Source organism: Paraclostridium sp. MRS3W1, from assembly GCF_032465715.1.
GTDB classification, from domain to species: domain Bacteria; phylum Bacillota; class Clostridia; order Peptostreptococcales; family Peptostreptococcaceae; genus Paraclostridium; species Paraclostridium dentum.
The window spans coordinates 1-1,865 of sequence record NZ_JAWDJM010000044.1; the positions used below are offsets into that span (position 1 = coordinate 1).

2 protein-coding genes are annotated in these 1,865 nt (G+C 29.4%); both read right to left on the reverse strand.

What is annotated here, in order from left to right; genetic code table 11:
- Positions 1–340 (reverse strand): rubredoxin-like domain-containing protein (locus tag RWY47_RS03700; protein ID WP_316030240.1); only part of this gene is annotated, 340 nt, incomplete at its 3' end.
- A 382-nt stretch (positions 341–722) separates the two neighbouring features.
- Positions 723–1,172: a rhodanese-like domain-containing protein gene (locus RWY47_RS03705; RefSeq protein WP_085282940.1), complete on the reverse strand. Its 450-nt coding sequence runs from the start codon at positions 1,170–1,172 to the stop codon at positions 723–725.
- Between the last annotated feature and the right edge of the window lie 693 nt (positions 1,173–1,865).

Genomic DNA, 1,865 nt, shown 5'->3' on the forward strand with positions numbered 1-1,865 from the left:
CTCCTAATAACTCTGCAAATTTAGCTGCATGTTCTGCTTCTTCAAATGCTATTCTCTTATATGCTTCTGCTACCTCTGGGAATCCTTCTCTGTCTGCTTGACGGCTCATTGCTAAGTACATTCCTACTTCTGTACATTCACCTGTAAAGTTAGCTCTTAATCCTTCTATTATCTCTGGATCTACGCCTTGAGCTACTCCTATTCTATGCTCGTCTGCCCAAACCATTTCACCTTTCATTTCTTCAAACTTATCTGCTCCAACTTTACATACTGGACAGATTTCTGGTGCTGTTTCTCCTTCATGTATATATCCACATACTGTACAAACAAATTTTTTCATATTAAAATCCTCCCTTTAACCTTATATATATTAATTTAATTAGTTTCTAAATTGTTGTTAACTTGTTATAGTATATATATACCCGTCGACTTTCTTACTAAACATAAATTTAAAAATAAATCTTATAAAATTTAAAATTATCATAATTATTATAAAATTTTAACTAAAATAACTAATTTCGTTAAGTCTTACTTATATTTAATATACCAATCTATGTGTTTATTAAAACTTATTTAATTTGATTTATGCCAAATTAAATCTACTTCGCACTGAGTACATAGTGTATTTCTGAAAGTACATTATATATATTGTTAATAAACCTTTAATAAGTATAACTCAGTTAAGCATAAAAAAGCTACCTATAATATAGATAGCTTCAAATTTATTTTTCTAGTAATTCTTTATAAGGCCAACCTTTTTGACCCTTTTCTAATATAAACATTCTGTCTGATTTTATTCCTTTAGATTCTAAATAGTTTATTGTGTTCTTAGCTCCACTTCCACCACCTGGGCATACAACTATTATAGGATTATTATTTTCTTCTAACTTAGGTAAAACTGTGTCTATCTTAGCCTTTTCTTCATCCTTTTCTGCAGGATAAGCATAAGTAGGAATAGTACCTTCTATATGATGTTTATCATAATCTTCTTTAACTTGTATATCAACAAGTGTAATATCTTTTTTACTTTCTATTGCTTCTTTTAATTGATCTGCTGTATAGTAGTTATATTTTTTTTCACCTTTAGCAGATTCTTTATCTTTACTACCACACCCAACTAAAGATAACGTTATCACTAGAAGCATACTACATAATAATAAAATTTTCTTCATAATTCCCCTCCTGATTTGTTATACTATTAAATTTTAACATTATTAGACAATTCATTTCCAATAGTTTTTATCTATTTTGAAGTTAAAGTCAATAGTTTTTACCTATATTAACCATTTATTACTGCTTATCTTCTATTATCTCTTTATTTCATATCATAGCTACGTAATTCTCTTTTTATTTAACCCCATATCATACACTTATAATTCTTATTTATTTTTCACAACAAAAAATGGTTAAGGTTTAATTTGCAACGCAGTGGTCATTTTAAAGCATCTTCTCTTATCCTTTAACTCATACCGTACAAGCGTAATTCTTATTTATTTCACACAACAAAAAGTGGTTGATATTTAGTTTGCAGCGCAGTGGTCATTCAAAGCATCTTTTCTTATTATTTAACCCCATATCGTACACTTATAATTCTTATTTCTTTTACACAACAAAAAGTGGTTGATATTTAGTTTGCAGCGCAGTGGTCATTCAAAGCATCTTTTCTTATTATTTAATCCCATATCGTACAAGCGTAATCCTTCTTTATTTTACACAACAAAAAGTGGTTGATATTTAGTTTGCAGCGCAGTGGTCATTCAAAGCATCTTCTCAGCTTTATGACCCAAGCGCAAACTAAATATCAACCACTACATAAATCCACGTAAAATAAAAAAGATTACGCGGCTACGTCCTACTCTCCCAGG